Annotated in this window: 18 protein-coding genes; 11 read left to right on the top strand and 7 right to left on the bottom strand. The window is 72.8% G+C overall.

What is annotated here, in order from left to right; all coding sequences use genetic code 11:
- Positions 1-14: 14 nt before the first annotated feature.
- Both ACTEI_RS33860 and ACTEI_RS33855 read right to left on the bottom strand, forming a co-directional pair.
- Positions 15-539 (bottom strand): DUF1003 domain-containing protein, encoded by a 525-nt coding sequence (locus tag ACTEI_RS33860; RefSeq protein ID WP_122981357.1) that lies wholly within the window; start codon positions 537-539, stop codon positions 15-17.
- Entirely contained in the window at positions 536-1,810 is a 1,275-nt protein-coding gene (locus ACTEI_RS33855) for a magnesium transporter MgtE N-terminal domain-containing protein (protein ID WP_122981356.1), read from the bottom strand. Before ACTEI_RS33855 ends, ACTEI_RS33860 begins: the two co-directional genes overlap by 4 nt.
- A gap of 27 nt (positions 1,811-1,837) precedes the next feature.
- Here ACTEI_RS33855 and ACTEI_RS33850 point away from each other — a divergent pair, with 27 nt between their 5' ends.
- The gene (locus tag ACTEI_RS33850; protein ID WP_122981355.1) at positions 1,838-2,713 is read left to right on the top strand and encodes a PhzF family phenazine biosynthesis protein; all 876 of its coding nucleotides are present in this window, start codon (positions 1,838-1,840) and stop codon (positions 2,711-2,713) included.
- Between the two features lie 306 nt (positions 2,714-3,019).
- On the opposite strand, the gene ACTEI_RS33845 is transcribed toward ACTEI_RS33850, so the two are convergent.
- Together ACTEI_RS33845 and ACTEI_RS33840 are read right to left on the bottom strand one after the other, a co-directional pair.
- The gene (locus ACTEI_RS33845) at positions 3,020-3,511 is read right to left on the bottom strand and encodes a hypothetical protein (RefSeq protein ID WP_122981354.1); all 492 of its coding nucleotides are present in this window, start codon (positions 3,509-3,511) and stop codon (positions 3,020-3,022) included.
- A 31-nt stretch (positions 3,512-3,542) separates the two neighbouring features.
- Complete coding sequence (locus ACTEI_RS33840) at positions 3,543-4,241, bottom strand: HAD family hydrolase (RefSeq protein WP_122981353.1); 699 nt, start codon at positions 4,239-4,241, stop codon at positions 3,543-3,545.
- 134 nt (positions 4,242-4,375) lie between these two features.
- Between ACTEI_RS33840 and ACTEI_RS33835 the strand changes: the two genes are divergently transcribed.
- The 3 genes from ACTEI_RS33835 (at position 4,376) to ACTEI_RS33825 (ending at position 7,395) form a co-directional block, all read left to right on the top strand.
- Entirely contained in the window at positions 4,376-5,326 is a 951-nt protein-coding gene (locus ACTEI_RS33835; RefSeq protein WP_122981352.1) for a DMT family transporter, read from the top strand.
- 354 nt (positions 5,327-5,680) lie between these two features.
- On the top strand, positions 5,681-6,325 hold the full coding sequence (locus ACTEI_RS33830; protein WP_122981351.1) for a hypothetical protein: 645 nt from the start codon (positions 5,681-5,683) through the stop codon (positions 6,323-6,325).
- A 134-nt stretch (positions 6,326-6,459) separates the two neighbouring features.
- On the top strand, positions 6,460-7,395 hold the full coding sequence (locus tag ACTEI_RS33825; protein WP_122981350.1) for an SDR family NAD(P)-dependent oxidoreductase: 936 nt from the start codon (positions 6,460-6,462) through the stop codon (positions 7,393-7,395).
- Positions 7,396-7,582: 187 nt separating this feature from the next.
- Here ACTEI_RS33825 and ACTEI_RS33820 read toward each other — a convergent pair whose 3' ends face one another.
- The 3 genes from ACTEI_RS33820 to trxA form a co-directional block, all read right to left on the bottom strand.
- Complete coding sequence (locus ACTEI_RS33820; RefSeq protein WP_122981349.1) at positions 7,583-7,990, bottom strand: CoA-binding protein; 408 nt, start codon at positions 7,988-7,990, stop codon at positions 7,583-7,585.
- Positions 7,991-8,102: 112 nt separating this feature from the next.
- Complete coding sequence (locus tag ACTEI_RS33815; protein WP_122981348.1) at positions 8,103-10,040, bottom strand: intein-containing Rv2578c family radical SAM protein; 1,938 nt, start codon at positions 10,038-10,040, stop codon at positions 8,103-8,105.
- Between the two features lie 132 nt (positions 10,041-10,172).
- The gene (trxA, locus tag ACTEI_RS33810; RefSeq protein ID WP_122981347.1) at positions 10,173-10,589 is read right to left on the bottom strand and encodes a thioredoxin; all 417 of its coding nucleotides are present in this window, start codon (positions 10,587-10,589) and stop codon (positions 10,173-10,175) included.
- A gap of 501 nt (positions 10,590-11,090) precedes the next feature.
- Here trxA and ACTEI_RS33805 point away from each other — a divergent pair.
- The 7 genes from ACTEI_RS33805 to ACTEI_RS33780 all read left to right on the top strand — a co-directional run bounded on the left by ACTEI_RS33805 (position 11,091) and on the right by ACTEI_RS33780 (position 16,010).
- Positions 11,091-11,723 (top strand): TrmH family RNA methyltransferase, encoded by a 633-nt coding sequence (locus ACTEI_RS33805; protein ID WP_122981346.1) that lies wholly within the window; start codon positions 11,091-11,093, stop codon positions 11,721-11,723.
- A 60-nt stretch (positions 11,724-11,783) separates the two neighbouring features.
- Positions 11,784-12,458, top strand: a complete 675-nt coding sequence (locus ACTEI_RS33800; protein ID WP_307837872.1) for a DUF6758 family protein — start codon at positions 11,784-11,786, stop codon at positions 12,456-12,458.
- A gap of 132 nt (positions 12,459-12,590) precedes the next feature.
- Positions 12,591-12,749, top strand: a complete 159-nt coding sequence (locus tag ACTEI_RS37575; RefSeq protein ID WP_014447648.1) for a hypothetical protein — start codon at positions 12,591-12,593, stop codon at positions 12,747-12,749.
- A gap of 9 nt (positions 12,750-12,758) precedes the next feature.
- Positions 12,759-13,577, top strand: a complete 819-nt coding sequence (locus ACTEI_RS33795; protein WP_122981344.1) for a PH domain-containing protein — start codon at positions 12,759-12,761, stop codon at positions 13,575-13,577.
- Positions 13,574-14,428 (top strand): PHP domain-containing protein, encoded by an 855-nt coding sequence (locus tag ACTEI_RS33790; protein WP_122982584.1) that lies wholly within the window; start codon positions 13,574-13,576, stop codon positions 14,426-14,428. Before ACTEI_RS33795 ends, ACTEI_RS33790 begins: the two co-directional genes overlap by 4 nt.
- 51 nt (positions 14,429-14,479) lie before the next feature.
- Positions 14,480-15,097 carry a MarC family protein gene (locus ACTEI_RS33785; protein ID WP_122981343.1) on the top strand — a complete coding sequence of 206 codons (618 nt, stop codon included), beginning with the start codon at positions 14,480-14,482 and terminating at the stop codon, positions 15,095-15,097.
- Positions 15,098-15,185: 88 nt separating this feature from the next.
- Positions 15,186-16,010 carry a RecB family exonuclease gene (locus ACTEI_RS33780; RefSeq protein ID WP_239082153.1) on the top strand — a complete coding sequence of 275 codons (825 nt, stop codon included), beginning with the start codon at positions 15,186-15,188 and terminating at the stop codon, positions 16,008-16,010.
- The last annotated feature ends 155 nt before the right edge of the window (positions 16,011-16,165 follow it).

Below are 16,165 nucleotides of genomic sequence, written 5' to 3'. Positions count from 1 at the left end.
ATGCTACGTCGAGGTCAGGGGTGGTCCTCCTCCCACTCCATACGGGCCCGCTTCTCCCGCCGCAGCGCCGCCTCGTCCAGCTCATCGGCCAGCCGGGCCAGCTCCGATCGGAGGAAGTCCCTGGTGGCGACCTCGCCGAGGGCGATCCGCAGCGACGCGATCTCCCGGGTCAGGTACTCCGTGTCGGCCTTCTGCATCGCCGCACGGCGACGGTCCTCGTCCATCGCCAGCCGGTCGCGGTCGGCCTGGCGGTTCTGCGCCAGCAGGATCAGCGGGGCGGCGTAGGACGCCTGCAGCGACAGGATCAGCGTGAGGAACGTGAACGTGTACGGGTCGAACCGCCACCTCTCCGGCGCGAGCGTGTTCCAGGCGAACCAGGCCCCGATCACCACGGTCATGTAGACGATGAACTTCGCCGTACCCATGTACCGCGCGATGCTCTCCGACCAGCGGCCGAACGCCTCCGGGTCGAACCTGGGCAGCTGCACCCGGCCCGGGTCGCGGGGCTGGTCCAGACGGTCGCGGCGGGGCTCGCTCATGAGATGTCCTGGTCCTCGTGCGCGTCCCGGTCACGCCAGTCCCGGGGCAGCGAGTGGTCCAGCACGTCGTCCACCGTGACCGCGCCGAGCAGCCGGTGCGTCCCGTCCACCACCGGCATCGCGACCAGGTCGTACGTCGCCATCCGCCGGGTGATCTCGGCCAGCCCGATGTCCGGCCGCAACGGTTCGATCCCGCTGTCCACCAGGGCGCCCACCAGCGACGCCGGCGGCTCCCGGAGCAGCCGCTGGAAGTGCACCATGCCGAGGTACTTCCCGGTCGGGGTGTCGCTCGGGGCCCGCGCCACGAACACCTGCGCGGCCACCACCGGGGACAGCTCCGGCTCCCGGATGCGGGCCAGCGCCTCGGCCACCGTCGCGTCCGGGGTGAGGATCACCGGCTCCGAGGTCATCACGCTGCCCGCGGTGCCCGGGCGGTAGTCCATCAGCTGCCGGACCGGGGCGGCCTCCTCCGGCTCCATCAGGTCCAGCAGCACCATCTGCTCGGTCTTGGGCAGCTCGGCGAGCAGGTCGGCGGCGTCGTCCGGGTCCATCCGCTCCAGCACGTCGGCGGCCCGCTCCCGGTCCAGCTGGATCAGGATCTCCACCTGGTCGTGCTCGGGCAGCTCCTCCAGCACATCGGCGAGCCGGCGGTCGTCCAGCGCGGCGGCCACCTCGTTGCGGCGGGCGTCCGGCAGGTCCTGCAGGGCGTTCGCCATGTCGGCCGGGCGCATCTGGTCCAGCAGCGCGATCAGGTTCGAGGTGCCCTGCGTGTCGGTCGGGCCGACCAGGCCGCGGACCCGCGTGTACTCCACCTGGTAGATGTGGCCGCGGCGGGCCAGCCGGCCGGTGTGCTCGCGGACCGCGACCCGGGTGACCACCCACTCGGTGTTGCGGTTCAGCTCCATGCCGATGTCCACCACGACGGCCTGGTGCTCCTCGCCGCCGGCCTGCTCCGGCGTCACGGTGACCCGGCGGTCCAGCAGATCCTCCAGCGCCAGCAGCTCGTTCTGCCGCTTCTCGAAGCGGCGCAGGTTGAGCGCGCCGGTGCCGAGCACCACCGCATCGGCGTCCATGCTGGTGACCCGGCCGATGGGCAGGAAGATGCGGCGGCGCAGCGCCATCTCGGCGACCAGGCCGACGATCTGCGGCGGGCGGTTGGTGGTGCGTAGCCGGACGACCGCGTCGCGTACCCGGCCGACCCGGTCGCCGTTGGGGTCGAACACCGGCAGCCCGGCCAGGCGGGCCAGATAAACCCTCGTCCCCATGGTCACTGCCCCAGATTAGGTTAGGGTCCGGACATGTCCACCGTGGCCTACGAGATCGTCGACGTGTTCACGGAACGGCCGTTCGCCGGCAATCCGCTCGCCGTGGTGTCCGGCGCGGAGCATCTGGCCACCGCGCAGATGCAGTCGCTGGCCCGGGAGTTCAACCTGGCCGAGACCGTGTTCGTGCTGCCGCCGACGCGGCCCGGGGCGACGTACCGGGTCCGGATCTTCACCCCCGAGCTGGAGCTGCCGTTCGCCGGCCACCCCAGCGTGGGGACCGCGGTGACGCTGATGCGGCAGGGGCGGTTCGGGCCGGGGACGGTGGTGCAGGAGTGCGACGCCGGGCTGTTGCCGCTGCGGGTGACGGCCGCGGGCGCGGCCACGCTCACCGGGGCGCAACCCCGGCTCGGCGCGCCCGTCGACGTCGACGGGTTGCTCGAGATCACCGGCCTGACGGCCGCCGACTACGCCGGCGCGGGGGCCGCGGTGCCCCGCGCGGCCGGCTGTGGGCTCGACTGGGTCTTCCTTCCGGTACGACGGTCCGCCCTGGCCGGCATCCACATCGACGTACCCGCGGCGGCCCGGCTGGACGTCACCGAGCTGAGCGTGTTCTCGTGGGAGGACGGGGAGGCGCACGCCCGCGTCTTCGTCCCCGGCTCCGCGGTGCCGGAGGACCCGGCCACCGGATCGGCGGCGCTCGGGCTCGGGGTGTGGCTGGTGGGAGCGGGATGGCTGCCGGCGGACGGGACCTCGGCGTACCGGGTGCACCAGGGCGCCGAGATGAAGCGGCCGTCGCTGCTGGAGTGCACGGTCACCGCGTCCGGTGGGGTTGCGACGTCGGCCACGGTCAGCGGCCAGGTCTTCCCGGTCGCCTCCGGCCGGATCGCCGTCCCGCCCTTCATCGGCTGAGCGCTTCCCGGCCCGGGTCCATCGGCTGAGCGCTTCCCGGCCCGGGTCCATCGGCTGAGCGCTTCCCGGCCCGGGTCCATCGGCTGAGCGCTTCCCAACCCCGGTCCATGCGCTGAGCGCTTCCCGCCCGGGTCCATGCGCTGAGCGCTTCCGGCCCCGTCGTGCTCCGCCCACCTGCCGCCGCGCCGGGGGGCCCTGCCCTCGCCGCGGACCGGCCCTGGGTCCGAGGCCCTGCCCTCTCCGCTCAGCGGCCCCGCGCCGAGGGTCCTGACCTCGCCGCGGTCGGGGCCGCCGTCTCGCCCGCGCTCAGCGGCGGACGACCTTGTGCAGGCGGAACGGCTTACGGGCCTCGATCCGGGCCGGGGTCTCGCGCGGCGCCGCCGTGCCCGGATCGTCCGGGAGGTCCGGGGTGGCCACCACGGTCTCCTCGACCGGGGTGAGCCGCAGCAGCGCGCAGCCGGTGGCCGCCCAGCGGGCCACCACCTCCTCGGCGCTGCCGGAGGCGTTCAGCCGTTTGCCGGCGAGCTGCGGCGCCAGCTCCGCCCACTCCTCGCCGGCCGGGTCGAGCCGGGTCACGGTGGCCTCGGTCCGCACGATCAGCCCGCCGTGGTCGCCGCGCAGCCGGACGGTGGCCCGTGACGCCTCGGCCAGCCCGGCCGCGAACTGCTCCCCGGGACCGGTGATCACGGCCAGTGACGTCTCCACCGGCATGCACCACAGCGCGTACGCCGGGCCGTCGCCCACCGAGATCCAGGCGATCGACGCCTTCTTGACCGCCTCGTCCAGCACACCGCTCACCGGGTCATCCTCGCACGGCGCGACCGCGCCCTCAGACCAGCACGGAGGTGTGATCGAGCAGGTCCAGCACCCCGGTCAGGGAGCGGACGGTCCGCCCGGCGAAGTTGGTGTCCGCGTCGAACACCAGGTGGTCGGCCAGGTCGCGGGCGGCCAGCCGGACCGGTGTCATGCCGACCGCGGCGGCGCCGGTCAGCTCGTGGCTGCCGCCGTCACCAACGTAGACGCAGTCCTCCGGGGCCACCCCCAGCCGCTCGCAGGCGGCCAGATAGATCCTCGGGTCCGGCTTGCAGACACCGAGCTCGACGGAGAAGATCTGGGCGTCCAGCAACGGCGCCACCGGGAGCCCGGGCAGGAAGGCGGGGAGCTCGTGGGTGCAGTCGCTGATCAGTGCCGTGCGGATGCCGCGGCGGCGGATCGCGGTGAGCGCGCTGACCGCGTCCGGCCGCAGCTGGGTGTCGGCGCGGAGCGCGTCGACCCGGGCCGGCATCGCGGCCCGGATGGCGCCCGGCCGGGGGCGGCCGCCGGCCTGCTCGATCACCCAGCGCAGGGTGGCCTCGGCGGAGCCGTACCGGCCGCAGGCCCGGGCCCGGAACGTCCGGTCCAGCACCCCGCGCACCGCCTCCGGGTCGGCGCCCAGCGCGCGGGCGATGTCGGCGTGCTGCGGACCTCGCTGCACCGAGCGGGTCAGGGTGCCGAAGAAGTCAAACACCACCGCACGGTATGCGGGCATGGAAATCGGCCTCCCGGGCATCGAAGGGCGGAAAGCGGCGAAGAGCCGTCGGTGACTGTAGCGATTCCGTCACTGTCCGCCAACCGACAGTGGCAAACACTGCTCTTCTCTTGTGCAAGAAGCGACGGCCGGTGATGAATATGCGCTCATCCGGGCAACCGATCGCCCCGCTGACGGTGTTGGCGCTGGCCGTGGCGGTGTTCGCGGTCTCCTCGTCGGCGCCGCTGATCGCGTTCGCGGCGGCCCCGGCGCTGGCGGTCGCGTTCTGGCGCAACGGCTTGGCGTCGGTGGCCCTCACCCCGATCGCTCTCGGCCCGCGCCGCGGCGAGGTGCGCGACGCGATCCGCGGCTCCCGCCGCCGGGCCGGGATGTTCTGTGTGCTCGCCGGGCTGGCGCTGGCCGCCCACTTCGCCACCTGGATGCCGAGCGTGCAACTCGGGACGGTGGCCACCTCGACCGCGCTGGTCGCCACCCAGCCGGTGTGGCAGGGCCTGATCGCGGCGTGGCAGGGCCGGCGCCCGTCGGTGGCCGGCTGGATCGGCATCGTGCTGGCGGTCGCCGGGGCGGCCTGGGCGACCGGCGCCGACGTCGGCGTCTCCGGCCAGGCGGTGGTCGCCGACCTGCTCGCCGTGCTGGGCGCGTTCTTCGCGGCGGTCTACACCGCGCTCGGCGAGCGGGCCCGGGTGTCGCTGAGCACCACCACCTACACCTGGATCTGCTACGGCGTCTGCGCCGTCGTCCTGCTGACCGTCTGCCTGGCCGGCGGGGTGCCGCTGACCGGCTATTCCGGTCGCGCCTGGGCGGCCATCCTGGCCCTGGTGGCGGGAGCTCAGCTGCTCGGCCACTCGATGTTCAACTACGCCCTGCAGCACACCTCGGCCACCACGGTCAGCGTCCTGATCCTGCTCGAGGTCCCCGGGGCCGCGCTGCTGGCCTGGCTCTGGCTGGGCCAGGCGCCGCGCCCGGGCGCCCTGCCCGGCCTGGGCCTGCTGCTGGCCGGCGTGGCGGTGGTCATCCTCGGCGCCGCCCGAACCGCCCGGCGCATGGCCGCCCCGGAGCCGGCCGGCGAGCCCCTGCCCGGCTGAGCGCCGCCCGCGGGAGCCGCCGGGCGCGTGCGCGGTCCGGGCCGGGCGGGGTCTCGGGCGGGGCGCGTGACCACGGACGGGGGTGGCAGGTCGTACCTCGAAGGGGGTGATTCTGCGGAAACGGCGGGTGAGCGGCGCGGATACCTGGACCGTCCTTGGTGGTACCGCCGTCCTGCGCTTCCGCTCCTGGCCGACCGTGACCGGCGGACCCGCCCGCCTCGTTGCACCAGGGAGCCGGCCCGGCGAGGCCGGCATTCGCGCGGGCGCCGTCGCGCGGTCGCGGGCCGGCGCACCCGGCGCACCGCCGCGCCGGGTGGCGGGGTCGTGGCGGGCACGGTATTGAGGGGAGATGCGATGCATCGGGTACGGCTGGGCCGGCTGCTCCTCGCCGGGCTGCTCATGATCGGCGGGTGTGGCGGGTCCGCGGGCGGTGACCAGCCGCGGGCGGGCGCCCCGCCGGGTGGCTGGCGCACGGCCGGCTGCCAGTTCAGCCGCGCGCCGGAGTACACCATGATGGGCGGGATCCGGATGCCGGTCACGCCGGCGCCGCTGCGTGCGGCGATGGAGCGCATCGAGCGGGGCGGGCGGATGCGCTTCCCGGAGAGTTTCGCCGGCATCGAGGTCGACCAGCTCCGGGTACGAGCGATCGTCTACCGGGTGCCGGCCACCTCGGCGGAGTTCGACGACTTCATCCGCCAGGCCGCCGAGAACACCTGCATCCACGTCCGGGATGCCGCGCACGCCGCCGCCGAGCTGGGCGCCTGGCACGACCGGGTGGTGACCGATCTGGCGTTCTGGGCCGCGCGTGGCGTGCACATCGTCACCGTGGGGAGCCGTCACGACGGCGCCGGGGTGGAGATCGGCACCCGGGACGTGGAGCGCGCCCGCAGCGAGCTCCCCGTGCACTACGGGCCGGAGGCCCCGCTGATCTTCATCGAGCACGGTCCGATCACTCCGCTGGCCGGCGGCGGACCGGCCGTGCCGGAACCGGGTGACTGAGCTCCCGGCGTGTCGGAAAATCGGCACGCCGGCTCCGGGACCGCAGGTGAGGCCGCCTGCGCGGCCGGGCGACCGGGGACACCACGGTGAGACGGATGTTTGCCCCGGCCTCCGGGAGCGGGCAGGATCGCCGCATGGTCTTCGACGTCCGTTCCACCGGCGGCAGCCCTCCGCGGCGTGACGCCACCCGACCGGCGGACAGCCGGCCACCCCGGTCCGGCGGGCCCGGCAGCGAACCGGACCGCCCGGTCGAGATCACTCCCGAGGTGGTCGAGGCGGAGTTCGAGGAAGTGAGCGCGGAGGCTGCGGTGACCTTGCGGTTGGACGGGAAGGTCGCGCTGGTCACCGGCGCGGGCAGTCCCGACGGGATCGGGTACGCCACCGCCCGGCGCCTGCGTGACCTGGGCGCCCGGGTGGCGATCGTGTCCACCACCCGGCGGATCCACGAGCGCGCCTCGGAGCTGGGCGTCACCGGTTTCGTCGCCGATCTCACCGACGAGGCGGAGGTGGGCGCGCTCGCCGACGCCATCACCGACCAGCTCGGTGACGTCGAGGTGCTGGTCAACAACGCGGGCCTGGCGAGCCGGGCCAGCCCCGAGGTGCTCCGGCCGGTCGCCCAGCTCTCGTTCGACGAGTGGAAGGCCGAGATCGACCGCAACCTGAGCACGGCGTTCCTGTGCAGCCGCGCGTTCATCGGCGGGATGTCGGAGCGCGGCTGGGGCCGGATCGTCAATCTCGCGGCCACCGCCGGGCCGGTGAACGCGCTGCCCACCGAGGCGGCGTACGCGGCGGCCAAGGCGGGAGTGGTCGGCCTGACCCGGGCGCTGGCGATGGAGCTGGTCGCCGACGGGGTGAACGTGAACTGCGTGGCGCCCGGGACGATCTACACGGCGGCCTCCACGGTGACCGAGATCAAACAGGGCCTGGGTACGCCGATCGGCCGCCCCGGCACGCCGGACGAGGTCGCGGCGGCGGTGGCGTTCCTGTGCTCACCCGCCGCCTCGTACATCACCGGCCAGATGCTGGTGGTGGACGGCGGGAACAGCGTGCGGGAGGCGCAGTTCCGCTGAACCGGGGTGACCTCGGCGGCCCGCGCGGCGGCGGCTCCTTTCGAGCGGCGCGGGCTCCTTTCGAGCGGCGGCGGCTCCTTTCGAGCGGTGCCCGTCCCCGGCCGGTCCCGCCGCGCGGCGCGGGCTCCTTCGAGCGGTGCCCGTCCCCGGCCGGTCCCGCGCCCAGGGCGGGCCGGCCGCCTGCGGATCAGGCCCGCTTGGTGAGGCTGCCGAGCGCTCGCTCCACGGCGAGGCACCGGTCCTCGACATACTCGATGCCGGCCTCCTCGGCGATCCGCCGCGCCTGAGCCGAGACGATGCCGGTCTGCAACCACACCGCGGGCGCGCCGATCGCCACGGCCTGCCGCACCACCTCGACCGCGTCCCGAGCCGGCCGGAAGATGTTCACCAGGTCGACGGGCTCGTCCAGGTCGGCGAGGGTGGGCACGGTCTTCACCCCGAACACCTCGTCGACGAACGGATTCACCGGGATGACCCGCCACCCGTGCCGCAGGATCTGCAGCGGCACGGTGTGCGCCGGCTTGAACGAATCCCGGGAAGCGCCGACCACCGCGATCACGTTCGCATCCGCCAGGATCTGCTGAGCACTACGCATCCACCGACTCTATCCACCAGCCTCCGGCTCGCCCAGGGCCGATCATCGCGGCGGACTCGCGGGTGGCCGGGCACGGCGTGACCGATGCCGGGCCGGACCGGCGGGTGGCCGTCTACAGCAGCGTCAGCTGGTCGGCGCGGGAAGTGGCGGGCGTGGCCGGTTCCGGGGCCGGAGCGGTGCGGAACCGGGCGGCGCTCGGGCGGTGCAGGCCGTGGCGGCGGGCGGCCATCCGGACCCGGGCGGTGAGCTCGTCCTGATACGTGCGGGGCGAGTAGGCGCCGCGGGCGAACAGTTCGCGGTGGCGGGGGACCAGGTGCGGGTGTTCCCGGGCGAGCCAGGACGCATACCACCGGCGGGCGCCGGGTCGCAGGTGCAACGGGATCGGCGTGACGCCGGTGGCGCCGGCCGCGGCGATGGCGGCGACCGTCTCGTCGAGGGACTCCGCGGTGTCGGTGAGCCCGGGAAGGATCGGGGCCAGCAGGACGCCGACCGGGAAGCCGGCATCGGTCAGGCGCCGGACGGCGTCGAGGCGGCGGCGCGGGCTCGGCGTGCCGGGTTCGGCCGAGCGCCAGACCCGCTCGTCGAGGAAGCCCACCGAGAAGGCCAGGCTGACCTGGGTCACCTCGGCGGCCTGCCGCAGCAGGTCCAGGTCGCGCAGGATGAGCGTGCCCTTGGTGAGGATGGAGAACGGGTTGGCGTGGTCGCGCAGCGCGGCCAGGATCTGCGGCATCAGACGGTAGCGGCCCTCGGCGCGCTGGTAGACGTCGACGTTGGTGCCCATCGCGATCGGCGCGCCGGACCAGCGTGGGTCGGCGAGCTCGCGGCGGATCAGCTCGCCGGCGTTCACCTTCACCACGATCCGGGTGTCGAAGTCGTGGCCGGCGTCCAGGTCGAGGTACTCGTGGGTGCCGCGGGCGAAGCAGTTGTGGCTGACCACGCCGTCGGCGATGAAGTCGCCGGTGCCGGTGGAGATGTCGAACAGCGGCAGGGTGAGGCCGAGATCCTCGATGTCGGTCACGGCGAGCCGGCGGTCGGCGCGCACCCCGGCTCCGGACGCGTCGAGCGGCGCGTCCGGCGCGCCGGTGAGGTGCCGGAAACGCAGAGCGGCCCAGAGGTCCCGCCCGGTCTCCACCCGGCCGGAGCGACCGGCGCGGCAGCGGACCGGGGTGCGGCTGGTCAGCCCGAGATGGGTGAGCGCCTCGGTGACCCAGCGCAGGTAGCCGCGGTCGGTGCTCTCGAAGGTGACCGCGAGCCGTTCGGCCCGGCCGACCGCGCCGAACGCGCCGGCGAGAAAGCCGCGGTACCAATCCCCGGACGGCAGCTCGGGCCAGCGCAGCGCGTCGGGCAGGCAGACGTCGTGCAGGTAGCCGTCGGCGCGCATCCAGGCGTCGCCGTCGCGGGGGGCGACCCGGCCGGCGGCGTCGCCGCGCAGCAGGCCGCACAGGAAGCCGGCCCGGTAGTCGGGTGACTCCTTGGGTGGCTCGGCGAACCGGCCCACCCCGGACATCAGGTCGCCGACCGCGAGGGCCGGCTGGTGCGGCCCGGCGGGACGGACGTGCCGCCAGCCGCGGTCGGTGAGGAACCGGTGGTCGCCGCTGGCGACCAGCCGGGTGCCGTCGGCGAGGGTGACCCGGAAGGCCGGCTTGCTGGTGGACCAGTGGTCGAGCACGGTGGTCGGCACGTACCGCCGGTGCGGGCCGGCGCCCGTCGTGCCCATCACCGGGTCGCCGGGGCGGATCTCGGCGAGCGGCCGGGTGGAACCGTCGGCGAGCAGGATCGGGGTGTCGCCGGACAGGCAATACGTGCAGGCGTGCGAGCAGCCGCGATAGGGGTTGGCGGTCCACTCGAAGGGCACGCGGGAGGTGCCGGGCACCCGGTTGATCAGCGACTTGGCGCGGATCTCGTAGAACGTCATGCCGGCGAACCCGGGGGTGTCGAAGGTGCGGACGGTCGCACCGGGCAGCGCCAGCGGCAGGGGCGCGGCCGCCGGCGCCGCGCTGCCCGGGAGCGGGCCGGCGCCGGTGGGGGCCGACAGATGAGACCATCGCATGGCCGTAATTCGAACACATGTACGAAGTCGTGTCCACCGCTTCGGGGAACTGTGGACGCGTGCCGGGTGGGCCCTGGGGAAAGCGAAGGGCCCGCGGACCGTGATCGGTCCGCGGGCCCTTGTCTCAGCTGGTCAGCTCGCTGCGCCGCTGCCGGCGCGGGCGGGCTCCCCGGCCTTGGTGTCGTGCGCCTTCTTGTGGGCCGCCACCTGCTCGCGCACCTCGTCCATGTCGAGCTGCTCGACCTTCTCGATCAGGCTCTCCAGGGCCGACTCGGGGAGGGCGCCCGGCTGGGCGAACACCACGATGCCGTCGCGGATGGCCATGATCGTCGGGATGGAGCGGATGTCGAACTTGGCGGCCAGTGCCGGCTCGGCCTCGGTGTCCACCTTGCCGAAGGTGATCTCCGGGTGCCTCTCCGAGGACCGCTCGTAGGTCGGTGCGAAGCGCACGCAGGGCCCGCACCAGCTGGCCCAGAAGTCGACCAGAACGATGCCGTCCTTGCTGGTGACTTCGTCGAAGTTCGCTGTGGTCAGCGCAACCGTCGCCATGATGCCTCCGTCTGCGGGAATCGCTTTCGTCGGGTGAAACTCCTGGTACCTGTTCACCATTCCCGGTCGGGGGGCCGCGACACGTGTCCTGCGGCACCTTCGGACGGGACGGGATCCGGCGACCTTGGAGCCACCATAGTAACTGATAGTAGGCGAACCATGTCAGTTTGCCGACACCGCTAGCCCGAGTGATCTATCCGTGATCACGCCATGTGGGGTGTTTGCCCTGCCCGCCGCGCCTCCCTGGGAGCGAGCCCAGGCGTCCGGCGGTACAGTAAATAAACTTCAAAGTGAGCTGCGTCACATCCGAGACTCCTTCACATGGATACGGACGGTGAGGCAAACTCTTTCCCAACAGAGCGTGGGCGGCGGGTGCCGGGGAGGGCCCCGCCGTTCATTGCGTCTCCCCTCGGAAATTTCTCGCGGGCCGAGCCGGAGCCGGTCGCGGCGCGTGCCGCGTGGTGGACGGCGTCGCCGCCCGGATGGGTAGCCTAACCCCCCATGACCGTGGGCGAGGACGAATCCACCGAGGTCGGCGTGGGTCCCTGGGTGGGCGAGCGGCCCGCCGGCGAACACTACGACCCCGAGCTGCTGGCGCATGGCGACCGGCGCAACGTGGTGGACCGCTACCGGTACTGGAGCCGCGAGGCGGTGATCGCCGATCTCGACCGCCGCCGCCACGACTTCCATGTCGCCATCGAGAACTGGCAGCACGACCTGAACATCGGCACGGTGGTCCGCAACGCCAACGCGTTCCTCGCCGCCGAGGTGCACATCGTGGGGCTGCGCAAGTGGAACCGGCGGGGCGCCATGGTCACCGACCGCTACCAGCACGTCCGGCACCACCCGACCATCGAGGGGTTCGTGGCGTGGGCGGCCGGCGCGGGCATCCCGGTGATCGGCATCGACAACCTGCCCGGTTCCCGGCCGATGGAGACGGTCACCCTGCCCCGGCGGTGCGTGCTGCTCTTCGGCCAGGAGGGCCCCGGTCTGTCGGACGCGGCGCGGGCCGCCTGCGCGCAACTCTTCTCGATCGCCCAGTACGGCTCCACCCGCTCCATCAACGCCGGAGTGGCCAGCGGCATCGCCATGCACGCCTGGATCCGTGCGCATGCCGGGCCGCCTCCGGCCTGACCTCTCCCTGTTCCGCCGATCCGCTTGACGGCGGCTTCCCGGAGCCGCACGGTATGGGGTGTGGGTGTCACGGTGAGTTGCCCCCGATGCGCTGCTCAGGTTCGCAAGCCGGACCTGATGCACAGCAACTGGCGCTGCGACAACTGTGGCGACGTTCCGCCGTTCCATGTCGCCGAGCACATCAGCGCGGAGATCGTCGGGGCGGTGCTGCGGGAGTCGGCGTCGGGCGCCGAGCCGATGCCGCTCTGGGGGCCCTGGCCGTTGCCCGCCGGATGGATGGTCACCGGGGTGGGGTGGGCCGGCGACGACCGGTCCGGGGTGCGGGCCACCGCGCTCGCCTGCAGCGGGCCGGAGCCGCTCGGCGGCGGGCCGGCCGATCTGGTGTTCATCGCCGAGCAACCGGGCGTCGGCCTGGGCACCCGGTTCGCCGGCATTCCCGGCATCGACCCCGGTTACCTGCTCTCCGAGGCGCTGTCCGACGGCGGCGCGCGGAGCGGCCCGGACGCGAAGATCAAAGTGGGCGGACACCCTACTCCCCTGTGGTGTGTCAAGTCACCCGAAGATCGAAGTGCGTACGTGAGTGAGGCCAAAGGAATCTGGCTCTATGCGGTAGCGTGGCCCGCAAGCGCGGGCTATCTCCTCGCGGAGCACGTCGTCCTGCACGACTTCTCCGAAGGGGTGCCGCCCGAGCTGGTGTTCGGAGCGCCCTCGCCGTACCTTCACGGTCGCGTGTGACCCTCGCCGAGGGTGACCTGCGACTACGCCAATCGGCTTTCCGGGCACTTTGTTCACACGAAGCAACGAAGCTGATACCGTCAGTACTGCCGCGGCGCTGTATGTCACCCGCCTCAGAGGAGAAGGCCCGCCATGATCAAGAAGGTCCTCACCTGGCTTGGTATTGCGTTCTTGATCTTCTTCATCGCCTTCAACCCGAGATCGGCCGCCGCCGTCTTCGAGTCACTCGGAGGCACGATCGCGGACATCGCACGAGGCTTCGGCACGTTCTTCACCGACCTCGTCGCATAACATCTGTACATGGATCCTGGTGACCCGCGCGACCCGCGAGGCGAGGGTGCCCAGCGCCCTCGGGACGACGACGATGACGCCTTCAGGTATCGGGACGACGCCTTCGAGGACACCGGTCCTGGCCGGACACGCGCGCAGACCTATCCGGACGATCCCCGGTTCACCCACGGCGCGCGACGTGCCGACGAGTACGACGAGCCCGACCAGTACGAGGCCCCGGTCTTCACCGAGGAGGAGCTGGAAGGGCTCGACCGTTCCGGCGGCCCGCGCCGTTTCCTCCCGCTGGAGGACGAGCCCACCACACTGGTCGCCCGCTACCTGTTCCCCACCGAGCGCTACCGCGGCGAGTGGAAGCGGCACTGGATCCACCTCTCCCTGCCGCTCAGCGTCGGCGCCGGCGCCACCCTCCTGCTCGGCTATCTCGCCGGCTTCCTGACCCGGCAGAACATCGACGGCATGGTCACCGTCGCCGTGCTGATCTGGCTCGGGGTGATCAGCTGGGTCGCCTGGAAGGTCTTCGACTGGTATTTCGACCGTTTCATCCTGACCAACAAGCGGGTCATGGTGGTCAACGGCATCGTCACCCGCAAGGTGGCGATGATGCCCCTGCTGCGGGTCACCGACATGAAGTACGAGCAGTCCGCGCTCGGCCGGATGCTCAGCTACGGCACGTTCGTGCTCGAGTCGGCCGGCCAGGACCAGGCGCTGCGCGAGGTCAAGCACCTGCCCAACCCGAACGAGCTGTACCTGCGGGTGGTCGAGGAGATGTACGAGCCGCAGGCGGTCGAGGCCCGGCTGGGCAAGGACGACGAGGGAGACGACGCCTGAGCAGCCGGATCGACCTGCACTGCCACTCCACCGCCAGCGACGGCACGCTGACCCCGGCCGAGCTGGTGCGGGCGGGCGCCGCGGCCGGACTGGACGTCATGGCGATCACCGACCACGACACCACCGGCGGCTGGGCGCAGGCCGAGGCGGCCCGGCCCGCGGGGTTGAGCCTGGTCCGCGGGGCCGAGCTGTCCTGCCGGTGGCACGGTGTGCGGCCGGCGATCTCCCTGCACCTGCTGGCCTACCTGTTCGACCCGGCCGAGCCCGCGCTGGCCGACGCGATGTCACGGCTGCGCATCGACCGCGAGCAGCGGGGCGAGAAGATCGTGGAGAAGCTGCGGGCCGACGGGGTGCCGATCACCTGGGAAGAGGTGCACGGTTACGCGGCCGGTGGCTCGGTCGGCCGGCCGCACATCGCGCAGGCGCTGATCCGGGCCGGGCTGGTGCGCACCACCACCGAGGCGTTCGCTTCGACGTGGCTGGGGACGCGGTATTTCGTACCCAAGTCCGATCTTGATGTTTTCGATGCCGTCGCCGCGGTGCGTGCCGCGGGCGGGGTGCCGATCTTCGCGCACCCCCGGGCCACCAAACGCGGGCGGGTGGTGCCGGACGAGCTGATCGCCGAGCTGGCCGACGCCGGCCTCTTCGGCCTGGAGGCCGACCACGAGGATCACTCGCCCGCGGAGCGGGCCGAGATCAGGGCGCTGGCGGACCGGCTCGGCCTGGTGGTCACCGGGTCCTCGGATTTTCACGGTACGCACAAGACGGTTGAGCTCGGCGCCCACGCCACCGCCCCGGAGATGTACGAGAAAATCGTCGCCGCGGCCAGCGGGGTACCCGTCCTCGGGTGACGATCACCGCACCAGCCTGCGCGGAACTGTGCCGCACCCTACCTTGATCGGGTGAATCTCAAGCTGTTCGGCGAGTTCTTCGTGACTCTGCTGGTGATCGTCGATCCGCCCGGGATGGTCCCGGTGTTCCTCGCCCTGACCGGCGCCATGCCGGCGAAGGCCCGCAACCGGGCCGGCACCCAGGCGGTGCTGCTCGCCCTCGGCGTGATCATCGGGTTCGCGGTCGCCGGGCAGACCCTGCTGGACTACCTGCACGTGCAGCTGCCGGCCCTGCAGGCGGCCGGTGGCCTGCTGCTCGTGCTGGTCGCGCTGCAACTGCTCACCGGCAAGACCGACGAGCCGCAGGAGCAGGGCGGCACCAGCAACGTGGCGCTGGTCCCGCTCGGCACCCCGCTGCTGGCCGGGCCGGGCGCGATCGTGGCCACCATGCTGTTCGTGCAGCGGGCCCGCAGCCTGGACGAATACCTCATCCTGGCCGCCGCCATCCTGGCCGTGATGGCCACCGTCTGGCTGGTGCTGCGCTTCTCCGGCGTGATCGTGCGGATGCTGCGCCCGGCCGGCATCGAGGTGCTCACCCGGATCGCCGGTCTGCTGCTCGCCGCCATCGCGGTGCAGCTGATCGCGGATGCCATCTTCGCCTTCGTGCAGGTTTACGCGCCGCGGCTCTGACGTTTCTGTCGGGGGATGCTGGCAGGATTGTCGGGTGTCCCCCACCAGGAACCGCGCCGCCGTCCCGGAGCAGCTGGGCTTCGCCGGGATGCCCGAGCGCCTCTTCGTCTGTACCCCGAGCAAGCTGGGAGCCTACCTCGACTGCCCCCGGCGGTACCGGTATTCGTACGTCGACCGCCCCACCCCGCCCAAGGGGCCGCCCTGGGCGCACAACTCGCTGGGCGCGAGCGTGCACACCGCCCTGAAGAACTGGTATGCCCTGCCACCCGAGCGGCGCACGCCGGAGGCGCTGCCCACGCTGCTGAAGAGCACCTGGGTCCGGGAGGGTTACCGCGACGTGGAGCTCGAGCGGGCGGCGTACCGGCGGGCGCTGGGCTGGCTCGAGGCGTACGTCGCGACGCTGGACCCGCAGGACGAGCCGCTCGGCGTGGAGCGGGTGGTCGCCGCCAAGACGTCGGTGCTGGCGCTGAACGGCCGGGCCGACCGGATCGACGCCCGCACCGGACCGAACGGCCCGGAAGCGGTGATCGTCGACTACAAGACCGGGCGGGCCGGACTGGACGCCGACGATGCCCGCGGATCGCAGGCGCTGGCGCTGTACGCGTACGCCGCGCAGCGGGTGTTCCGGCGGCCGTGCTACCGGGTCGAGCTGCACCATCTGCCGACCGGGACGGTCGCCGCGCACGAGCACACCGAGGAGTCGCTGGCTCGGCAGGTGCGGCGGGCCGAGGAGACCGCGGCGGACATCATGGCCGCGGAGAAGGCGGTGGCCGCCGGAGGTGATCCGGACGAGTCGTTCCCGGCCAATCCGGGTTCGCTGTGCGGGTGGTGCGACTTCCGGAAGGTGTGCCCGGCGGGGGCCGCCGCGGCGGGCAAGGAGCCGTGGACGGCGGTGGAACACCTGGCCGGGTGACCCGTCGCGGTCGGGAGCGGTGGGCTTCGGGTGCGGATGGATCGCGCCGAGCCGGGTGACCCGTCGCGGTCCGGGGCGGTCGGCTGGGATCCGGATCGGTCGCACCTGGTCGGTGTCGGGTCCTGACCGGTTCGGGTGGCCGGAGCGCGCCCGGG

The sequence above is a fragment of the Actinoplanes teichomyceticus ATCC 31121 genome, assembly GCF_003711105.1.
Lineage (GTDB): Bacteria > Actinomycetota > Actinomycetes > Mycobacteriales > Micromonosporaceae > Actinoplanes > Actinoplanes teichomyceticus.
The sequence above is the reverse complement of the archived record's forward strand: the minus strand, read 5'-3'. Positions and strand labels throughout refer to the sequence as shown.

Bases quoted from the DNA above. Each gene is read 5' to 3' on its own strand.
- ACTEI_RS37575 (WP_014447648.1), top strand. From the start codon at position 12,591: ATGATCAAGAAGGTCCTCACCTGGCTTGGTATTGCGTTCTTGATCTTC.
- ACTEI_RS33820 (WP_122981349.1), bottom strand. From the start codon at position 7,990: ATGCGTAGTGCTCAGCAGATCCTGGCGGATGCGAACGTGATCGCGGTG.
- ACTEI_RS33860 (WP_122981357.1), bottom strand. From the start codon at position 539: ATGAGCGAGCCCCGCCGCGACCGTCTGGACCAGCCCCGCGACCCGGGC.
- ACTEI_RS33795 (WP_122981344.1), top strand. From the start codon at position 12,759: ATGGATCCTGGTGACCCGCGCGACCCGCGAGGCGAGGGTGCCCAGCGC.
- trxA (WP_122981347.1), bottom strand. From the start codon at position 10,589: ATGGCGACGGTTGCGCTGACCACAGCGAACTTCGACGAAGTCACCAGC.
- ACTEI_RS33815 (WP_122981348.1), bottom strand. From the start codon at position 10,040: ATGCGATGGTCTCATCTGTCGGCCCCCACCGGCGCCGGCCCGCTCCCG.
- ACTEI_RS33850 (WP_122981355.1), top strand. From the start codon at position 1,838: ATGTCCACCGTGGCCTACGAGATCGTCGACGTGTTCACGGAACGGCCG.
- ACTEI_RS33780 (WP_239082153.1), top strand. From the start codon at position 15,186: ATGCCCGAGCGCCTCTTCGTCTGTACCCCGAGCAAGCTGGGAGCCTAC.
- ACTEI_RS33830 (WP_122981351.1), top strand. From the start codon at position 5,681: ATGCATCGGGTACGGCTGGGCCGGCTGCTCCTCGCCGGGCTGCTCATG.
- ACTEI_RS33840 (WP_122981353.1), bottom strand. From the start codon at position 4,241: ATGCCCGCATACCGTGCGGTGGTGTTTGACTTCTTCGGCACCCTGACC.
- ACTEI_RS33835 (WP_122981352.1), top strand. From the start codon at position 4,376: ATGAATATGCGCTCATCCGGGCAACCGATCGCCCCGCTGACGGTGTTG.
- ACTEI_RS33805 (WP_122981346.1), top strand. From the start codon at position 11,091: ATGACCGTGGGCGAGGACGAATCCACCGAGGTCGGCGTGGGTCCCTGG.
- ACTEI_RS33825 (WP_122981350.1), top strand. From the start codon at position 6,460: ATGGTCTTCGACGTCCGTTCCACCGGCGGCAGCCCTCCGCGGCGTGAC.